The sequence below is a fragment of the Burkholderia sp. 567 genome, assembly GCF_040545115.1.
In the GTDB taxonomy this organism is placed as follows: Bacteria; Pseudomonadota; Gammaproteobacteria; order Burkholderiales; family Burkholderiaceae; genus Burkholderia; species Burkholderia ambifaria.
This window is the reverse complement of sequence record NZ_JBEPLG010000019.1, coordinates 37,705-55,085: the sequence shown is the minus strand read 5'-3', so window position 1 is coordinate 55,085 and position 17,381 is coordinate 37,705. Positions and strand designations below refer to the sequence as shown.

General features: G+C 67.0%; 15 protein-coding genes, 1 tRNA gene and 1 pseudogene. 8 read left to right on the top strand and 9 right to left on the bottom strand.

The annotated features are described in order from the left end of the window. Positions 1-98: 98 nt before the first annotated feature. The 3 genes from ABIC50_RS33675 to def form a co-directional block, all read right to left on the bottom strand. Positions 99-740 (bottom strand): LysE family translocator, encoded by a 642-nt coding sequence (locus tag ABIC50_RS33675; RefSeq protein WP_354169189.1) that lies wholly within the window; start codon positions 738-740, stop codon positions 99-101. A gap of 110 nt (positions 741-850) precedes the next feature. Next, entirely contained in the window at positions 851-1,834 is a 984-nt protein-coding gene (fmt, locus tag ABIC50_RS33670) for a methionyl-tRNA formyltransferase (RefSeq protein WP_354169186.1), read from the bottom strand. Between the two features lie 34 nt (positions 1,835-1,868). Beyond that, positions 1,869-2,372 carry a peptide deformylase gene (gene def, locus ABIC50_RS33665; RefSeq protein WP_012365002.1) on the bottom strand — a complete coding sequence of 168 codons (504 nt, stop codon included), beginning with the start codon at positions 2,370-2,372 and terminating at the stop codon, positions 1,869-1,871. A gap of 186 nt (positions 2,373-2,558) precedes the next feature. On the opposite strand from def, the gene dprA reads away from it, so the two are divergent. The 3 genes from dprA to ABIC50_RS33650 all read left to right on the top strand — a co-directional run bounded on the left by dprA (position 2,559) and on the right by ABIC50_RS33650 (position 7,078). Then, positions 2,559-3,872: a DNA-processing protein DprA gene (gene dprA, locus ABIC50_RS33660; protein ID WP_354169183.1), complete on the top strand. Its 1,314-nt coding sequence runs from the start codon at positions 2,559-2,561 to the stop codon at positions 3,870-3,872. A gap of 36 nt (positions 3,873-3,908) precedes the next feature. Continuing rightward, on the top strand, positions 3,909-4,289 hold the full coding sequence (locus ABIC50_RS33655) for a thioredoxin family protein (protein ID WP_006750078.1): 381 nt from the start codon (positions 3,909-3,911) through the stop codon (positions 4,287-4,289). Between the two features lie 191 nt (positions 4,290-4,480). After that, positions 4,481-7,078: a DNA topoisomerase III gene (locus ABIC50_RS33650; RefSeq protein WP_011658238.1), complete on the top strand. Its 2,598-nt coding sequence runs from the start codon at positions 4,481-4,483 to the stop codon at positions 7,076-7,078. A 133-nt stretch (positions 7,079-7,211) separates the two neighbouring features. Here ABIC50_RS33650 and ABIC50_RS33645 read toward each other — a convergent pair whose 3' ends face one another. After that, entirely contained in the window at positions 7,212-8,261 is a 1,050-nt protein-coding gene (locus ABIC50_RS33645) for a transcriptional regulator GvmR (protein WP_011658239.1), read from the bottom strand. 430 nt (positions 8,262-8,691) lie between these two features. Here ABIC50_RS33645 and ABIC50_RS33640 point away from each other — a divergent pair, with 430 nt between their 5' ends. Further along, entirely contained in the window at positions 8,692-9,705 is a 1,014-nt protein-coding gene (locus ABIC50_RS33640; protein WP_011658240.1) for a D-2-hydroxyacid dehydrogenase family protein, read from the top strand. A 49-nt stretch (positions 9,706-9,754) separates the two neighbouring features. Here the strand turns inward: ABIC50_RS33640 and ABIC50_RS33635 are convergent, their stop codons facing one another. Further along, on the bottom strand, positions 9,755-10,621 hold the full coding sequence (locus ABIC50_RS33635; RefSeq protein WP_011658241.1) for a patatin-like phospholipase family protein: 867 nt from the start codon (positions 10,619-10,621) through the stop codon (positions 9,755-9,757). 8 nt (positions 10,622-10,629) lie between these two features. Further along, on the bottom strand, positions 10,630-11,034 hold the full coding sequence (locus tag ABIC50_RS33630) for a PaaI family thioesterase (RefSeq protein WP_011658242.1): 405 nt from the start codon (positions 11,032-11,034) through the stop codon (positions 10,630-10,632). A 191-nt stretch (positions 11,035-11,225) separates the two neighbouring features. Between ABIC50_RS33630 and ABIC50_RS33625 the strand changes: the two genes are divergently transcribed. Both ABIC50_RS33625 and ABIC50_RS33620 read left to right on the top strand, forming a co-directional pair. After that, positions 11,226-11,301 (top strand) — tRNA-Lys (locus ABIC50_RS33625). A gap of 188 nt (positions 11,302-11,489) precedes the next feature. Then, the gene (locus ABIC50_RS33620; protein ID WP_354169180.1) at positions 11,490-12,539 is read left to right on the top strand and encodes a DUF3592 domain-containing protein; all 1,050 of its coding nucleotides are present in this window, start codon (positions 11,490-11,492) and stop codon (positions 12,537-12,539) included. 39 nt (positions 12,540-12,578) lie between these two features. Here the strand turns inward: ABIC50_RS33620 and ABIC50_RS33615 are convergent, their stop codons facing one another. Continuing rightward, positions 12,579-13,193, bottom strand: a complete 615-nt coding sequence (locus tag ABIC50_RS33615) for a CGNR zinc finger domain-containing protein (RefSeq protein ID WP_354169177.1) — start codon at positions 13,191-13,193, stop codon at positions 12,579-12,581. 81 nt (positions 13,194-13,274) lie between these two features. Here ABIC50_RS33615 and ABIC50_RS33610 point away from each other — a divergent pair, with 81 nt between their 5' ends. Continuing rightward, positions 13,275-14,078, top strand: coding sequence for an alpha/beta fold hydrolase (locus ABIC50_RS33610; RefSeq protein WP_354169175.1), 804 nt, complete (start codon positions 13,275-13,277; stop codon positions 14,076-14,078). Positions 14,079-14,111: 33 nt separating this feature from the next. Here the strand turns inward: ABIC50_RS33610 and phnY are convergent, their stop codons facing one another. Together phnY and phnA are read right to left on the bottom strand one after the other, a co-directional pair. Continuing rightward, complete coding sequence (phnY, locus tag ABIC50_RS33605; protein ID WP_354169173.1) at positions 14,112-15,566, bottom strand: phosphonoacetaldehyde dehydrogenase; 1,455 nt, start codon at positions 15,564-15,566, stop codon at positions 14,112-14,114. Between the two features lie 28 nt (positions 15,567-15,594). After that, positions 15,595-16,833, bottom strand: a complete 1,239-nt coding sequence (phnA, locus tag ABIC50_RS33600) for a phosphonoacetate hydrolase (RefSeq protein WP_354169171.1) — start codon at positions 16,831-16,833, stop codon at positions 15,595-15,597. 119 nt (positions 16,834-16,952) lie between these two features. Here phnA and ABIC50_RS33595 point away from each other — a divergent pair. Then, positions 16,953-17,303, top strand: a pseudogene (locus tag ABIC50_RS33595) (2-aminoethylphosphonate--pyruvate transaminase); the annotation flags it as partial. Between the last annotated feature and the right edge of the window lie 78 nt (positions 17,304-17,381).

Genomic DNA, 17,381 nt, shown 5'->3' with positions numbered 1-17,381 from the left:
CCACTCCTTATCCGTCAGGGGACCCGTCGCGCATCAAAGGGCGCGGCGGAAAATTGTAAGCGATTTGTTAGATAAGGTCTTGCGCGAAAAATTCAATCTCAGCGTTGCGATGTTGCAAGACGAAGGCCCAGGCCGACGAAAGCGCTGCCGACCGTACGGTCGAGCCACTTCTTCACGCCCGGCTTGCCGGAAAAGCGCTGCGTGACGCTGCCCGCGACCCACGCGACGAGGCTGGTCCACACCGTGCTCATCGCAACGAATACCGCGCCGAGGGTCAGGAAGGCCCAAGCCTTGTGCGGACTGTCGGCCGATACGAACTGCGGGAAGAACGACACGAAGAACAGCACGACCTTCGGATTCAGCACGTTGGTCCAGAAGCCCTGCATGAACAGCTGGCGCAGCGGCTTTGCGGCCGTGCCCTGCGCGGCTTGAGCGCCCGACGGCTCGGCGGCCTGCCTCGCGATGATCATCCGCACGCCGAGGTAGATCAGGTAGGCGGCGCCGACCAGCTTGCTCACCGTGAACGCGGTGGCCGATGCCGCGAGCAACGCGGTCAGGCCGAATGCGCATGCGAGCGCGTGAACGCAGCAGCCGGCCGAAATGCCGAACGCCGACATCAGCCCCGCGCCGCGCCCCTGGGCGACGCTGCGGCCGACGATATAGGCCGTGTCGGGGCCGGGCGTGATGTTCAGCAGGAACACCGCGAACACGAAGAAGCCGAAATGGGTGATGCCAAACATGAAGACCTCGAAACCGAACTGCGCAGGGAAATTCTACGCGCGCCTGCCGCGCCGTGCGACTCGGCCATTCGGCCGATTGCGCGCGGCCGGCAGGTCGGGTCGAATGACGCTCAGGCCCCCTCGGGCATCGCGAAGCGCTGGCCTGCGGCGAGCGGCGAGCCGGCCAGGAATTCGCGCGCGGGCAACCGCTTGCCGCCCGGCTTCTGCAGTTGCGTGACGCGCAGCGCGCCGCTGCCGCACGCGACGATCACGCCTTCCGGCGCAGCGTCGACGATCGTGCCGGGCGCCGCGTCGCCGCGCGCCGCCACGGGCTCGGCCGCCCAAAGCTTGATGGCCGCGCCGTCGAGCGTCGCGACGCCACCCGGGAACGGGTCGAACGCGCGCACCTGGCGCGCGAGCACGTCGGCCGGCTTGCGCCAGTCGAGCGCCGCCTCGTGCTTGCCGATCTTTTCCGCATAGGTCACGCCGGCGGCCGGCTGCGGGGTGGCGGGCAGCGCGCCGTCGCGCTCGAGCCGTACCAACGCGTCGACGATCAGACGCGCGCCGTCGGCGGCCAGCCGGTCGTGCAGGGTGGCGGTCGTATCGTCGGGCGCGATCGCGACGCGCGCTTCCTCGATCATCGCGCCGGTGTCGAGGCCGACGTCCATCTGCATCAACGTGACGCCAGTCTCGGCATCACCGGCCTCGATCGCGCGGTGGATCGGCGCGGCGCCGCGCCAGCGCGGCAGCAGCGACGCATGGATGTTGATGCAGCCGGCGCGCGGAATGTCGAGCACCTCCTGCGGCAGCAGCAGGCCGTACGCGGCGACCACCATCACGTCGTGCGGGGTCGTGCGCAGTAGCTCGATCGCGTCGGCCGCCTCCGCCGGGTACTTGCCCGCGCGGCGCAGCGACGGCGGCTGCGCGACGGGCATCGCGTGCTCGACGGCATAGCGCTTCACGGCGCTCGCCTGCAGTTTCATCCCGCGTCCGGCAGGGCGATCGGGCTGGGTCAACACGAGCGGCACCGGAAAACCGGCCTCGTGGATCGCGGCGAGTGCGGCCGCGGCGAATTCCGGCGTGCCGGCAAAAATCACGCGCAACGTATGGGTCATGAAAGCGTTCGGGAGCGGGCTTGGCGAATACGCGTCACATCGCGCGTTCGAGTTTCTTCATCTTCGTCTTGATGCGCGTCTGCTTCAGCGGCGACAGGTATTCGACGAACACGCGCCCCATCAGGTGATCCATCTCGTGCTGCACGCACACGGCCAGCAGGCCCTCGCAGTCGAGCTCGAAGGTCTCGCCCTGCTCGTTGAGCGCACGCACGCGCACGTGGTCCGGGCGCTCGACCTCGTCGTAGATCCCGGGCACCGACAGGCAGCCCTCCTCGTAGATCTGCTTCTCGTCGCTCGACCAGATGATCTCGGGATTGATGAACGCGCGCAGCTCGTTCTTCTCCTCGGAGATGTCGATCACGATCACGCGCTCGTGCACGTCGACCTGCGTCGCCGCGAGGCCGATGCCCGGCGCTGCGTACATGGTCTCGGCCATGTCGGCGACGAGCTTGCGGATCCGGTCGTCGACCTTGGCGACGGGCTTGGCGACCTTGTGCAGCCGCTTGTCGGGGTAATGAAGAATGTTCAGCAATGCCATGGTGTTCGGTATTCGGTGGAGCGGCGGGCCGCATCGGCCATCCGGCCGGCTGGCGCCACTGCCGGGATGCAATGAAGATGAGGCGGACGCGCGGCATATCAATGCCGCAGGTCATGCCTCCTGCAAATGGCCGGACGCCGGTGGCGCGCGGCCCTGTCGAGTATTTCGGATGATGAAAATTTTATCATGGCGCCACGCTGTCCGCTGGCCGTCGCATTCGAGGGGAACCTCATGTCGCCGCAAGCGCTGACCCCTTCCGCGCTGCGCGCGTGGCTGCAGCTCGCGCATGCGCCGGGCCTCCCGCCTGCCGTGCTGCACGCGCTGCTCGACGCATTCGGCGCGCCGGCGGCGCTGCTGCGCGCATCCGACGAGGCCATCTGCGCGGCGAGCAGCGCGGCCGCCGCGCGGGCGGTGCGCGCCAGCGAGCGGCACGACCTCGACGCGCGCACCGACGCCGCGCTCGCGTGGCTCGATGCACCGGGCAACGCGATCGTCACGCTCAACGATCCGGTCTATCCGCCGCGGCTGCGCGACCTGCACGATCCGCCGCCGCTGCTATATGTAAAGGGCAGGCTCGACCTGCTGCACGCACGGGGGCTCGCCGTCGTCGGCAGCCGCCACGCGACGCCGCAAGGGCTCGCCGACGCAACGCGTTTCGCGCATGCGCTGTCCGATGCGGGGCTCGCGATCGTCTCGGGCCTCGCGCTCGGCATCGACGGCGCCGCGCATCGCGGCGGGCTCGCCGGCCGCGCCAGCACGATCGCAGTGATCGCGACGGGCGCCGACCTCGTCTATCCGGCGCGGCACCGCACGCTCGCGCACGAGATCGCCGCGCGTGGCGCGATCGTGTCCGAATGGCCGCTCGGCACGCCCGCGCGAGCGTCGCATTTCCCGCAGCGCAATCGGCTGATCGCCGCACTCGCGCTGGGCGCGCTCGTCGTCGAAGCCGCGCCGCGCTCCGGCTCGCTGATCACCGCGCGGCTCGCGAACGAGCTCGGCCGCGACGTGTTCGCGATGCCGGGCTCGATCCACGCGCCGCTCGCGCAGGGCTGCCACGCGCTGATCCGCGACGGCGCGAAGCTCACCGCTGCGCCGCTTGACGTGCTCGAGGAATACGGGCTGGGCGAAGCGGCTGCTCACATCGCCCAGCATTCGGGATCGAGCCCCGATAACGCCGACGCAGCCGGCACCGCGGGGCAACGCATGGGCGAGCCTGCCGCGAAGGCCGGCTCCGCCGTTGCGGCCGCCGGGGCCGCCGCAAGCGAAGGCGCACCGCCCGATACCCCAGCCGAACGATCCGTGCTGGCCGCACTGGGATACGGCCCCGTTACCTACGAGTGGCTCGCCGAGCACAGCGGCCTGTCCGACGACGTGCTGCATAGCGCGCTACTCGCGCTCGAACTGGCCGGCCGCGTCGCGAGCGTGGCCGGCGGACGCTTCGCACGGCTTGACGCGGCGCCCACCCCGCCCCGGTCCGGCGTGCTACATTCCCCCGAATAGGGGCGGCCATGCCGTCGACGTTACCCAAGGAATTCCATGCCCGCGCTGAATCTCGACACCGATGCCGATCGGATCGCCGAGCGCCTCGCCGATCCCGACACGCTGCTGGTCGCCTGCCTGTGCGCCGAGTGGTGCGGAACCTGCCGCGACTACCGGACGGCCTTTGACCAGCTCGCCGACGCCCATCCCGACGCCTGCTTCGCGTGGATCGACATCGAAACCCATGCCGACCGGCTCGACGATCTCGACGTCGAGAATTTCCCGACGATCCTGATCGAGGATGCGAACACCGCGCGCTTCTTCGGCACGGTGCTGCCGCATGCGGCGATCGTCGAACGGATGCTGTCCGACCTGAGCGCGGTACCCGGCGCGCCGCACGCACCGAAATTGCGCAATATCCTGAACGTCGAGGCGTAAACCGCGCCCCGGCCAGGCGGCTTCGCGCGACGTTGCGCGTGCCGCCGGGCCGGGCGCTTGCCGCCATTGCGGGCCCCCTCTATGATGAGCCGCTTTTTACACGCCGCGCCGCCGTCGCCGCCGCGTGTGCTATAAAGCCGTCGTAAAAGGGACCCACGCCGGCGAACCCGGTCTACCAACACACACCTGTCATGTCCAAAGCTCTGATCATTGCGGAAAAGCCTTCTGTCGCGAACGACATCGCGCGCGCTTTGGGCGGCTTTACCAAGCATGACGAATACTTCGAAAGCGACGAATTCGTCCTTTCGTCCGCGGTCGGCCACCTGCTGGAAATCGCCGCCCCGGAAGAGTACGAGGTCAAGCGCGGCAAATGGAGCTTCGCCCATCTGCCCGTCATCCCCCCGCATTTCGACCTCAACCCGATCGCAAAAAGCGAATCGCGCCTGAAGGTCCTTACCAAGCTGATGAAGCGCAAGGACGTCGACCGCCTGATCAACGCATGTGACGCGGGGCGCGAGGGCGAACTGATTTTCCGCCTGATCGTCCAGCACGCGAAGGCGAAGCAGCCGGTCCAGCGCCTCTGGCTGCAGTCGATGACGCCGCAGGCGATTCGCGACGGTTTCGCGCACCTGCGCAGCGACACCGACATGCAGCCGCTCGCCGACGCCGCCCGCTGCCGCTCGGAAGCCGACTGGCTCGTCGGGATCAACGGCACCCGTGCGATGACGGCGTTCAACAGCAAGGGCGGCGGCTTCTTCCTGACGACCGTCGGCCGCGTTCAGACGCCAACGCTGTCGATCGTCGTCGAACGTGAAGAGAAAATCCGCCGCTTCGTCCCGCGCGACTACTGGGAAGTGAAGGCCGCGTTCGCCTGCGCGAACGGCTTCTACGAAGGCAAGTGGTACGACCCGAAATTCAAGCGGGACGAGTTCGATCCGGAAAGGCGCGACTCGCGCCTGTGGAGCCTGCCGGCCGCCGAAACCATCGTCGCCGCATGCCGCGACCAGGTCGGCACGGTCTCCGAGGAATCGAAGCCGTCGACCCAGCTGTCGCCGCTGCTGTTCGACCTGACGAGCCTGCAGCGCGAGGCGAACAGCCGCTTCGGCTTCTCCGCGAAGAACACGCTCGGCCTCGCGCAGGCGCTGTATGAAAAGCACAAGGTGCTGACGTACCCGCGTACCGACGCACGCGCGCTGCCGGAAGACTACATTTCGACGGTGCAGTCGACGCTCGAGATGCTCAAGGAGAGCCACAACTACCTGCCGCATGCGAAGCGGGTGCTGGACCAGGGCTGGGTGAAGCCGAACAAGCGGATCTTCGACAACTCGAAGATCAGCGACCACTTCGCCATCATCCCGACGCTGCAGGCGCCGAAGTCGCTGTCCGAGCCGGAGCAGAAGCTGTACGACATGGTCGTGAAGCGCTTCCTCGCGGTGTTCTTCCCGGCGGCCGAATTCCGTGTCACGACGCGGATCACCGAAGTCGCCGGCCATCACTTCAAGACCGAAGGCAAGGTGCTCGTCGAGCCGGGCTGGCTGCAGGTGTACGGCCGCGACGCCGAAGGCGCGGACGCGAACCTCGTGCCGGTGCAGAAGGACGAGAAGGTGAAGACGGACGAGATCGCCGCCGTCGCGCTCGTCACCAAGCCGCCCGCACGCTACTCGGAAGCGACGCTGCTGTCCGCGATGGAAGGCGCCGGCAAGCTCGTCGAGGACGACGAACTGCGCGAGGCGATGGCCGCGAAGGGCCTCGGCACACCGGCCACGCGCGCGGCGATCATCGAAGGCCTGCTGGGCGAGAAGTATCTCGTCCGCGAAGGCCGCGAGCTGATCCCGACCGCGAAGGCATTCCAGCTGATGACGCTGCTGCGCGGGCTCGGCGTGAAGGAACTGACCGCGCCCGAGCTCACCGGCGAATGGGAATACAAGCTGTCGCAGATGGAGCGCGGCAACCTCGGCCGCGATGCGTTCATGCAGGAAATCGCCCGCATGACGCAGCAGATCGTCAAGCGCGCGAAGGAATACGATTCCGACACGATCCCCGGCGATTACGCGACGCTCCAGACGCCGTGCCCGAACTGCGGCGGCCAGGTGAAGGAAAACTACCGGCGCTTCGCGTGCACGAAGTGCGAGTTCTCGATCTCGAAGATTCCGGGCAGCCGGCAGTTCGAGATCGCGGAAGTCGAGGAACTGCTGCAGCAGAAGACCATCGGTCCGCTGTCCGGTTTCCGCAGCAAGATGGGCCGTCCGTTCTCGGCGATCCTGAAGCTCTCGTTCGACGACGAAACGAAGAACTACAAGCTCGAGTTCGACTTCGGCCAGGACCAGGGCGGCGAGGAAGGCGAGGCGCCCGACTTCTCCGAGCAGGAACCGGTCGGCGCGTGCCCGAAATGCAACGGCCGCGTGTTCGAGCACGGGATGAGCTATGTGTGCGAGCACTCGGTCGCGAATCCGAAGACCTGCGACTTCCGTTCGGGCAAGGTGATCCTGCAGCAGGAAATCACGCGCGATCAGATGGCCAAGCTGCTCGCCGACGGTCGCACGGATCTGATGCCGAACTTCAAGTCGTCGCGCACGGGCCGCAACTTCAAGGCGTTCCTCGTGAAGCAGCCGGACGGCAAGATCGGTTTCGAGTTCGAAAAGAAGGAGCCGAAGGCTGCCGCCGCGAAGAAGACGGCAAAATCGGCGACGAAGGATGCCGAAACCGTGACCGAAGGCGCCGACGAGAAACCGGCACCGGCCCGCAAGACCGCCGCCCGCAAGACGACGGCGCGCAAGACGGGCTCGTAACGACCCGGCCGCCGGGACATCCCCGGCGCGTCGCACGCCGGTCAAACGGCGATAAAAAAACGCGGATCGATCGCTCGATCCGCGTTTTTTCTTTTGGCGCCGGGGGCCGCGTCAGTGCGCGGCCGCCGCGCCGTTACAGCGGCGACGGCACCGCGACGCGCGGGCGCGCCGAGCGCGCGACGCGCGGCTGCAGGTTCGGGTCGGTCGATTCGGGCTGCTCGGCACGCATCTCGACGCCGATCGGCGCCGGCATCGCACTCTGTGCGGCCCATTGTTCGCCAATCACCGCGTCGGTCGCGTGGCTGAAATATTCGACGAGGTGGTCGATGAACGTGCGCACCTTCGCGGGCAGATGGCGCCGGCTCGGGTATGCAATGTTGATCTCGACCTGCGGCAGCCGGAAATCCGGCAGCAACCGCACCAGCGCACCGCGCGCGATGTCGCCGCCGATCAGGTAGCTCGGCAGGATCGCGACGCCCATCCCGAGCAGCGCGAACTGGCGCAGCATCGCGGTGTTGTTCGCGACGATCACGTTGGTCGGGCGCACGCGCACTTCGCCGTCGGGCCCCGTGAACACACGCTCGTCGCCCCAGTATTCGGTCGGCAGGCTCAGCGCCGGGTGCTCGGCGAGTTGTTCCGGATGAGTCGGCACGCCATGCTTTTCCAGATAGCTCGGCGTCGCGCACACGGTCATGCAGCCCGTGGTCAGGCGCCGCGTGACGATGCTCGCGCTGCGCATCTGGCGCGTGACGACGATGCCGACGTCGAAACCTTCCTCGACGAGATCGACCTGGCGGTCGACCAGCGTCAGATCCGGCACGACTTTCGGGAAATTCTCCGTGTACGACTGCAGGACCGGCGCAAGGTTATGCAGGCCGAACACGACCGGCGCGACGATGCGCAACGTGCCGACCGGCTCGTGATTGCGCGCGACGACCATCTGTTCGACATCCTCGAGCTCATCGAGAATCTGGCGCGCCCGCTCCAGATAGACCTGGCCCGACTCCGTCAGCGAAAGGCTGCGGGTGGTGCGGTTCAGCAACCGTGTGCCGAGGCGGCCCTCCAGATCGGCGACGTGACGCGTCGCGACCGCATTGGAGATATCCATAGCACTCGCGGCCCGCGCGAAACTGCCGAGATCCGCAACCTTGACGAACACGCGCATCGACTGCAAATGATCCATAAACGACTCCTGCCGCTGTTACAACTTCAAAAAGTTGAAGCCTATGCGTAATTCTCCTACGACAACGGAAATGATGCAGAGTTGCTCAACAAGGTGGTCGTTGACGATAAAAATAGTCAAAAATCCTCACTCATCGCGAACGGATGATCCAATTATTCTGATCGAAGCAACAATTGGGTGAACCTCGGCGGGTAAACGGTCGAATCAGAAAGGACGTATTTGGTGCGACACAACAGCGCACCCCGGCTCCTGACATGGGAGCGGCGCCGCATCAGGCGGGCGCGATTGCGGCGGAGCGTAACAACCTGTTAAAAAGACACCACGACGGACACCGACGTAGCATCATGTCGGCCCCGGCCGGGCGGGACGGGTGCGCCGCACGTGCGCCGCCGCCACCGCCGCCGCTTTCAACGCGCGACTCCCGCTGATCATGAAAATTGCCATTCTCGACGACTACCAGGACGCCGTCCGCAAGCTGAACTGCTTCGAGATGCTCGCCGAGCATGACGTGAAGGTCTTCAACAACACGGTGCGCGGCCTGGGGCAGCTCGCGAGCCGTCTCGCGGAAGTCGAGGCGCTCGTGCTGATTCGCGAGCGCACGCCGATTTCGTCGCAACTGCTCGCCAAGCTGCCGAACCTGCGCATGATCAGCCAGACCGGCCGAATCTCGACCCACATCGACCTCGAAGCGTGTACCGACCGCGGCATCGCGGTGCTCGAAGGCACGGGTTCGCCGGTCGCGCCGGCCGAACTGACCTGGGCGCTCGTGATGGCCGCCCAGCGCCGCATTCCGCAATACGTCGCGAACCTGAAGCAGGGTGCGTGGCAGCAGTCGGGCCTGAAGACGTCGGCCATGCCGCCGAACTTCGGCCTGGGCCAGGTGCTGCGCGGCCAGACGCTCGGCATCTGGGGCTACGGCAAGATCGGCCGGCTGGTCGCCGGCTATGGCAAGGCGTTCGGGATGAACGTGCTGATCTGGGGCCGCGAGCATTCACTCGAGGCCGCGCGCGCCGACGGCTACACGGCCGCCGAGAGCCGCGAAGCGCTGTTCGAGCAGAGCGACGTGCTGTCGCTGCACTTGCGCATGCACGACGACACGCGCGGGATCGTCAAGCAGGAAGACCTGATGCGGATGAAGCCGACGTCGCTGCTCGTCAACACGAGCCGCGCGGAGCTGCTCGAGGAAAACGCGCTCGTGAACGCGCTGTCGCACAATCGTCCGGGGATGGTCGCGATCGACGTGTTCGAAAGCGAGCCGATCCTGCAAGGCTACAGCCTGCTGCGGATGGAAAACGTGATCTGCACGCCGCACATCGGCTACGTCGAACGCGAAAGCTACGAGCTCTATTTCAGCGCGGCGTTCCGGAACATTCTCGCGTTCGACCAGGGCGACATGTCGAGCGTGGTCAACCCGGAAGCGCTGACGCCGCGCCGCGTGCGCTGACCGGCGCGGGCCGCGCACGCCGCGCGGCCCCATTTCTCCATTCCCGCCTTCAGGCGGCCACGCGGCCGCCTGTCATCGCGTCGACGCGCGTGAGGAAATGCTCGCCGTCGCGCCGCCCGAGGTCGTACGCATGCCGCATCTGCGACGGACTCGTGTAATCCCAGCTCGAAATCGGCACCTTGCTCGACGGTTGTACATATAGCCGCCGCTGCTCGCCGTGCGCGACCGTAAACATCTGCGGGCGCGGATACAGCCGCGTGACAAGCACCAGCACGTCGCCCGGCGACGGATCGAGCGCGCCGACCGGCACGTTGTCGACCATGCCGCCGTCGAGCACCGGCCGGCCGCCGCGACGCAGCACCGGCGTGAACGGCGGTGTGCACGACGACTGCAGGATCAGGTCGGCGAGTTCGTCGACGCTCGTGCAGGCCTGCGCGCGCACGAACTCGGGCCGGAAGCCGAGCGTGCGCCCGAGCGTCGGGTGCAGCGTCTTGCGCACGTACTTTTCGATGTTGTAAGCGACGAGGCCCGCGGCGACCGCGCTGCGCGCGCCGAGCCAGCGCGGCACGTGCGACACGCCGATGCGGATCTCCGGCGCGTCGGCGAGTTGCGCGAACGGCTCGCCGTAGATGTCGAGCAGCGCCTGGCGGTAGATCCGGTAATGCGGAAACACGGGCTCGCGCCCGAACAGGTTGCCCCAGTATGCGTTCTTGCGGTTGTGGCGCAGCGCGTCCTCGTAATAGCGCATCACCCACGCGGCGTCGCGCGTATACAGCATGCAGGCGGTCGCCGCGCCGGCCGAGATGCCGGCGATCACGCGCGGGCGCAAGCCGAGCGCCGGCTGCGCGACATCCCAGAAGCCGGCCTGCCACCAGCAGCGATTGCCGCCTCCCGCGAACACGATCTGGTCGAACATCGCGCCGCTCAGCTGACGAGCGCGTAGGTCGACGTCGCGTGAACGGCCATCTTGCCGTCCTCGTCGAACAGTTCGACTTCGCCGAATACCAGGTTGCGGCCCATCCGCAGCACGCGCGCGGTGACGAGCACGTCGCCCTTGCGCACCGGACGCATGAAGTTCGTGTTCAGCGATACGGTCGTCATCGGCCGGAATTCGCCGAGCGAGACCGAGATCGCGACCACCATCGCGGTGTCGGCGGCGGCCGTGAACACCTGGCCGCAGATGATGCCGCCCGAATGACGGAATTCGCCGGAAAACGGCAGACGCATCGTCACGCTGTCGTCGCCGATCGATACGGGGACCAGACCGAGCGAGCGGACCCACGGGGCCAGCAGGCGATCCAGCAATTCGCGGACTGCGTTTTCGTCCATCTTCGAATGTCCAGAAAACGTTGCGCGACCGCCGCGCAACAGGTGTGGACGTCATCATACCGGGAGCGCGCCAACTGCGATCGCTCGCCGCCGCACGGACGGCAGCGGTCGGGGTGACGAAATATTTTCAGGAAATTCGCAGAAAGGTGTTGCAAAGACCGGAATACCCGTGCATAATCTTTCTTCTGTTGGGGGCGTTAGCTCAGTTGGTAGAGCAGCGGACTCTTAATCCGTAGGTCGAGTGTTCGAGTCACTCACGCCCCACCAGGAATTCCGAAGCCCGGTTAGCGAAAGCTAACCGGGCTTTTTCCATTTCCGGCGCCCGCCCGGCTCTCCCGCATCACGGCATGCGCATACATACATGCCCCGCTTCTGCGCTTTCCCGCTAGAATCGTCCGACAAATATCACATAACCGGCACGGTGATCGCCGTATCCCCGCCGGCACTGAGAGAGCATGGGACGTCGAACATGGAATCATGTGAGCGAGACGCGACCATTCAGAGGCCATGGTCACGCCGATATCGGTGCGCACGTCGAGTCGCACCCTCCACCCGATCGCATCCGGATGCATCACACGACGCACGAAGCGAAGCCGGTCATGCTGCGTAAGGACGCACTCGTCGCGTTCGCGCTCGGCATTGCGCTGCTCGTGGCCGCGGCCGCGCTCGCCGTCACCGCGGGCGGCGCGGCCGGCCATCTGGTCCGCGCGCCGGGCACGGTCGTGCGCATCGTGCAGGACAGCGACGCGATGCGTGCATATCGCCCGATCGTCGCCTATCTCGCGAACGACGGCCGGCGCCGCGAAGTCGCCGGCAATACCGCGTCGATGGTCCCGGCTTACGACATCGGCGAAAGCGTCGACGTCCTGGTCGACCCCGACCATCCGAACCGTCCCGCGCTGATCGACGATTTCGCGCAACGCTGGTTTCCCGTCGCGGTGCCCGCCCTGCTCGCGCTCGCGTCGCTTGCGATCGGCAGCCTGCTGTACGTGAACGAGCGCCGCAGCCGGCAAGCCGACGCGTTTTCCGCACCGGCCGACCGCAAGGCGATCCGGCGCCGCTGGAACATCGCGATCGTGCTGATCCCGATCGCGATCGGCACCGGTTTCCTGGCCGGCGCCGGCGCTGTCGGGCTTCGCCAGTGGCAGATCGACCGCCATTACGCGCGCTCGACCGGCCATGTCGTCGAGATCGCCGAAACGGCCCACTCGCCTCCCGCCCGCACGTCGCTCTACTCGGTGCGCGTCGCGTTCACGACCGACAGCGGCCGCCAGGTCACGTTCGCGCAAGGCTCGGCGTCATCGAATCCCGGGCTGTACGAAGGCGAGATCGTCGACGTGCTGTACGACCCCGTCACGCCCGAGCGCGCGCTCGTCGACCGGTTCTGGGACCGGTGGGCGCTCACGGCGATCCTGTTCGCGATCGGCGCGCCGTTCCTGGTGGCAGGGTTGTTCATTGCCGGCACCCTGTGGCCCGACCATCGGCCGCACGAAATCGCCGAATGACCAACAACGAACCGGGCCGGCGACGCCGCTGCCCCCGCCTCACCGCTCCCTGAACGCCTCCACCTTCGCGCGGTTTCCGCACGTACGCATGTCGCACCAGCGTCGCCCGACGCCGCGGCCGCGATCGACGAAGAACCACGTACAGCGGCCGCACTGCCGCACGCGCGCGAAATCGTCACCGCGCAGCAGATGCTCGAACCCAAGCGCGGCCGCGTCGATCCAGCGCGACGCGGCGCGCGCATCGGGGCGCCACGCGAAGCGGCCGTCGACGGCCTCGAACGTGCTGCGCCCGATCGCATCGCGAATCGCCACGGCGAGCCGGTCCGCCGCTCGCGCGCCGGGGCTGCCGCAGTCGCCGGCCGTCAGGTACGCGAGCGCCGCATACGCATCCTCGCGAAAGCCGTGCAGCGCAGCCAGTTCGTCGGCGCCGTCCTGCCGCGGATGACGCAGAAACCGTGTCAGATCGGCCTCCGCCAGCAACCCGGATTTCGCGGCCCACGCGCGCACGGCCGGCCAGTCGACGAGCTTGTCCTCGTCGCGCGTCTTGCCCGTGTCGGCCACCGTATTCAGGAAGTCGAGCGCCGGATGGCCACCGACGAAATCGGCCGCGCTCCACGCATTCGCCTGTCGCGCAGGCTCGTATCGAGTAACCATTTATTTGCACCTATCGGTTTCATATCCGGACGAACCGGCGTAACCTGTTAACATCCAATACAGGTTAGCACGGAGGTACCGATGCTCGATCTCGCCAATCGCTTCAATTTCGAAGGTCACCGGATCGCCTGGGGCACGCTCGGCGAAGGGCCGCCGCTCGTGCTCGTGCACGGCACGCCGTTTTCATCGCAGGTGTGGCGCCGGATCGCGCCGTGGCTCGCGCGGCGCCATCGCGTGTTCTTCTACGACCTGCTCGGCTACGGCCAGTCGGACATGCCCGACGCGGACGTATCGCTCGGCCGGCAGAACGTGCTGTTCGGCGCTCTGCTCGACGAATGGAAGATTTCGCGCCCGCGCGTGCTCGCGCACGACTACGGCGGCGCGACGGTGCTGCGCGCGCATTTCCTCGACGGCATCGCGTATTCGGACCTGACGCTCGTGAACCCGGTCGCGATCGCGCCGCAGGGCTCGCCGTTCGTGCGGCACGTCGCGCAGCACGAGGCCGCGTTCACCGGATTGCCGGCCTATGCGCATCACGCGCTCGTGTCGGCCTATATCGGCCAAGCGGTCGCGCAGCCGTTGAGCGACGACGTGCTGTCGATCTACCGCGCGCCATGGCTCACGCCCGGGGGCCACGCCGCGTTCTATCGGCAAATCGCGCAGATGCGCCAGCGCTACATCGAGGAAGCGGAGGCCCGCTACGCGCCGCCGGACTTTCCGGTGCGCATCGTCTGGGGCGAGGACGACCGGTGGATTCCGCTCGAACAGGGGCAGGCGCTTGCCGATCGCATCGCGAACGGCAAGCTGATCAGGGTGCCGCGCGCGGGTCACCTGGTCCAGGAAGATGCGCCGGAGGCGATCGTCGCCGCGGTGCTCGACCGGTAGGCGCATCGGCGCGGGTGCAATGTGCGGTGTCGCTTACCAGGGCAGCGAATAAGTCTTCGTATTCGTGAAGCTCTTCATCGCTTCCTGCACGCCCTCCTTGTAGCCGAGGCCCGAATCCTTCACGCCGCCGAACGGCGTCAGTTCGAGCCGGTAGCCCGGCACCTCGCGCACGTTCACGCTGCCGACCTCGAGCTCCGTGATGAAGCGCGTGATGCTGTCGAAGCGGTTCGTGCAGACCGATGACGACAACGCATAGTCGGTGCTGTTCGACATCCGGATCGCCTCGTCGATGTCGCGAAAGCGCATGATCGGCGACACGGGGCCGAACGTCTCGTACTTCACGAGCGGCATGTCGGGCGTCACGCGATCGACGACGGTCGGCGAGTACAGCGCACCGTCGCGCACGTTGCCGACCAGCAGCCGCGCCCCGCGCGCAATCGCGTCGTTCACCTGCTGCTCGCAGAACTTCGCGGCCGCTTCGTCGATCACCGTGCCCATGTCGACCGACGGATCGGCCGGGTTCCCGTACGCCCACGCACGGGTTTTCTCGACGACCAGCTCGGTGAAGCGATCGGCCACCGCCTCGTGCACGAGCATCCGCTTGATCGCCGTGCAGCGCTGCCCCGAGTTCTTGTACGAGCCCGACACGGCGAGCGTGCTCGCCTCGTCGAGATCGGCATCCTCCATCACGATGATCGGATCGTTGCCGCCGAGCTCGAGCACCGCGCGCCGGTAGCCCATCCGCGCCGCGATCGACTTGCCGATCGACACGCCGCCCGTGAACGTGATCAGGTCGATCGCCGGGTTCGTGATCAGCTCGTCCGCGATTTCCTTCGGGTCGCCGGTCAGCACCTGCAGCATCTGCGGCGGCAGGCCGGCTTCATACAGGATGTCTGCGAACAGGTAGCACGACAGCGGCACCTTCTCCGACGGCTTCACGACGATCCGGTTGTTGGTCGCGACCGACGGCACGACCTTGTGCGCGACCTGGTTCATCGGATGGTTGAACGGCGTGATCGCGGAAATCACGCCGAGCAGCGGCTCGCGCTGCGTGTACACGCGGCGCTTCTTGCCGTGCGGCGTCAGATCGCACGAGAAGATCTGCCCGTCGTCCTTCAGCACCTCGCCCGCGCCGAACGTGAGCACGTCGGCGACGCGCCCCGCTTCATACGTCGAATCCTTCAGACACAACCCGGCCTCGGCCGTGATCAGCGCCGCGATCTCGGCGGTGCGCGAGCGCACGATGTCGGCCGCGCGGCGCAGGATCGCCGCGCGCTCGTGGCGCGTGAGCGACGGCCGGTAGGCACGCGCGACCGCAAACGCGCGCCGCACGTCGTCGAGCGTCGCCTTCGGCACGGTGCCGACGAGCGCGCCGTCGTACGGGTTGCGCACCTCGATCACCGCGTCGCGATGGATTCTTTCCCCGTCGATTCGCAGTGCTTCACGATGAAGCGCGCGGGCAACCGTCGATGCTGCAATGGCGTTCATGAGTATCTCCCTGGCGGATGCGTCCGCGTCACTGCAGATGGTTGAGCGCGATGTCGATGATGTCGAAGTTGCGCAGCCGCGCGCGGCTCGTGACGTCAGTCGCGACCGGCTTGCTGAAGATCAGCGGCACGATCTGCTCGGAGATCCCGCCGTGCGAGCGCAGCGGCACGTCGAGCCCCGACAGGTCGTGCTTGATGCGGCGCGTGCCGAGCACGACGTCCTGCTTCGAGATTACGATCAGGTCGCCCATCCGGTCGGGCGGCAGCTCGAAGCACGCGCAGCCTTCGGCGCCCGTCAGCACGACCTCGATGCCGTCCACCGCGGCGAGCCGCGCACGCAGCGCGTCGACGTCGGCGGAGGCCGGCACGTAGACGGTCGCGAACGATCCGAGCGCACCGTGATGCACGACGTACGGGTCGGTGATCGGCAGGATCACGCGCGCCGCGTCGTGGCCGAGCCACGCGTCGAACAGCTCCTGCAGGTAGATCACGTTCGGCTCGCCGGTCTCGCCGTCGTGCTTCGCGTTCATCCCGTGGTCGGCCGTAATCGCGACGATCGCGCCGAGCTCGTCGAGCCGCTTCAGATACGTGTCCATCATCTGGTAGAACGCGTTCGCGCCGTCGGTGCCGGGCGCGCACTTGTGCTGCACGTAGTCGGTCGTCGACAGGTACATCAGGTCGATCGGCCGCGTCTCGAGCAGGCGCACGCCGGCCGCGAACACGAATTCCGACAGGTCGGCGCTGTACACGCTCGGCACCGGCTTGCCGACCAGCTCGAGCACGTTGTCGATGCCGTTTTCCGAGAGGCTCGCCTCGTCGGCCTTCTCCGACGAGAAGCAGATGCCCTTGAGCCCCTTGCCGAGCAGGCGGCGCAGCTTGTCCTTCGCGGTGACGACCGCGACGCGCGCGCCCCGCTCGGCGAAGGTGGCGAGCACGGTGGGCGCGACGAGGTACTTCGGATCGTTCATCAGCACCTCGGCGCCGGTGTCGCGATCGTAGAAGTAGTTGCCGCTTATCCCGTGGATCGCGGGCGGCACGCCGGTAACAATCGACAGGTTGTTCGGGTTCGTGAAGCTCGGCACCACGCACTCGCCCTTGAGCGCCGTGCCCGGCTTCAGCAGCGTGCGCAGGAACGGCGCGACGCCGGCCTCGGCCGCCATCTCGAGATATTCATACGCGCAGCCGTCGACGCAGACCACCACCACGGGCCGGCTCATCCAGTTGTAGCGACGGCCGTTCACTTCCACGGATACAGGCGTTTCAGTCATGACGTTCATTCCTTTCGGTTCGAAGAGGGGTTGAGTCGTCGGCGCCCGCGCCGCGCCGATGGGGGGGTTTTTCCGTGCTTGACATTAAAAGGGATGATTTGTAGATTGTCAACAATAGGCAAAGAACAGAAAGCAGGAAGTGTCAGCACGACGAGGATCTGTACGACCAGCGGATGTACATGCAGCGCACGACGCAATGGCGCTTCACGGCGCCGACGCACGTGGTTGCGGCGCTCGACGCGGCTGTCGCGTAATACGTCGACGAAGGCGGGTTCGCCGCACGCGGCGGACGGTTTTATCAGGAGGTCAAAAAGCGCGGCTACATTCTGTATCCGGGCAAGCTGACCGAAGTCGACACGTTCCGCGTGGGCTGCATCGGCCACTTCCGCGAAGCCGGCATTCCGGGCGCGATCGCCGACACGCTGAAGGCGACGGGCGTGCGGCGCGTGTCCTCCGAAGCGGCGGCCTGACGCGATGCACCCGGCCGTATCGCGGAATCGCCGCGCGTCGCCGTGCGGCGGTTTCGCTTTCGTTTTCCCGCCGTGCGC

What these genes read in the sequence shown, in the direction of transcription:
- ABIC50_RS33610 (WP_354169175.1), top strand. Translation starts at nt 13,275, where the DNA reads ATGCTCGATCTCGCCAATCGCTTCAATTTCGAAGGTCACCGGATCGCC.
- phnY (WP_354169173.1), bottom strand. Translation starts at nt 15,566, where the DNA reads ATGAACGCCATTGCAGCATCGACGGTTGCCCGCGCGCTTCATCGTGAA.
- ABIC50_RS33630 (WP_011658242.1), bottom strand. Translation starts at nt 11,034, where the DNA reads ATGGACGAAAACGCAGTCCGCGAATTGCTGGATCGCCTGCTGGCCCCG.
- ABIC50_RS33635 (WP_011658241.1), bottom strand. Translation starts at nt 10,621, where the DNA reads ATGTTCGACCAGATCGTGTTCGCGGGAGGCGGCAATCGCTGCTGGTGG.
- ABIC50_RS33645 (WP_011658239.1), bottom strand. Translation starts at nt 8,261, where the DNA reads ATGGATCATTTGCAGTCGATGCGCGTGTTCGTCAAGGTTGCGGATCTC.
- ABIC50_RS33675 (WP_354169189.1), bottom strand. Translation starts at nt 740, where the DNA reads ATGTTTGGCATCACCCATTTCGGCTTCTTCGTGTTCGCGGTGTTCCTG.
- fmt (WP_354169186.1), bottom strand. Translation starts at nt 1,834, where the DNA reads ATGACCCATACGTTGCGCGTGATTTTTGCCGGCACGCCGGAATTCGCC.
- ABIC50_RS33615 (WP_354169177.1), bottom strand. Translation starts at nt 13,193, where the DNA reads ATGGTTACTCGATACGAGCCTGCGCGACAGGCGAATGCGTGGAGCGCG.
- dprA (WP_354169183.1), top strand. Translation starts at nt 2,559, where the DNA reads ATGGCGCCACGCTGTCCGCTGGCCGTCGCATTCGAGGGGAACCTCATG.
- ABIC50_RS33650 (WP_011658238.1), top strand. Translation starts at nt 4,481, where the DNA reads ATGTCCAAAGCTCTGATCATTGCGGAAAAGCCTTCTGTCGCGAACGAC.
- ABIC50_RS33655 (WP_006750078.1), top strand. Translation starts at nt 3,909, where the DNA reads ATGCCCGCGCTGAATCTCGACACCGATGCCGATCGGATCGCCGAGCGC.
- phnA (WP_354169171.1), bottom strand. Translation starts at nt 16,833, where the DNA reads ATGACTGAAACGCCTGTATCCGTGGAAGTGAACGGCCGTCGCTACAAC.
- def (WP_012365002.1), bottom strand. Translation starts at nt 2,372, where the DNA reads ATGGCATTGCTGAACATTCTTCATTACCCCGACAAGCGGCTGCACAAG.
- ABIC50_RS33640 (WP_011658240.1), top strand. Translation starts at nt 8,692, where the DNA reads ATGAAAATTGCCATTCTCGACGACTACCAGGACGCCGTCCGCAAGCTG.
- ABIC50_RS33620 (WP_354169180.1), top strand. Translation starts at nt 11,490, where the DNA reads ATGGGACGTCGAACATGGAATCATGTGAGCGAGACGCGACCATTCAGA.